The organism is Tritonibacter sp. SIMBA_163 (assembly GCF_046535935.1).
Lineage (GTDB): Bacteria > Pseudomonadota > Alphaproteobacteria > Rhodobacterales > Rhodobacteraceae > Epibacterium > Epibacterium scottomollicae.
In genome coordinates, this window is sequence record NZ_JAWJBP010001599.1 from 1 (window position 1) to 228 (window position 228).

Here is a 228-nt window from a genome sequence, read left to right on the forward strand (position 1 = left end):
CAACGCGTCAGACAGCGCCAGCGTCGCCTGCTGATCGTCGGATCGCTGGTCTGCGGGTGTGCCGCTGGCCCCGATCCAGGCCTCATCCGGCAGCGGCAGGGGCGTGGCCAGGTCGCGACGGATCACCTCTTTTGCGCCGAGCCGCTCGACGACCTGAGCTGTCAGGTCGCGGGCAACGGAGCCGGAACGGCGGGCGGAACTGTCGATATGAAGAACGGTCTGAGTCAT

General features: G+C 67.5%; 1 pseudogene. It reads right to left on the reverse strand.

What is annotated here, in order from left to right:
* A pseudogene (locus tag R0J92_RS27645) lies at positions 1-228 on the reverse strand (FMN-dependent NADH-azoreductase); the annotation flags it as partial.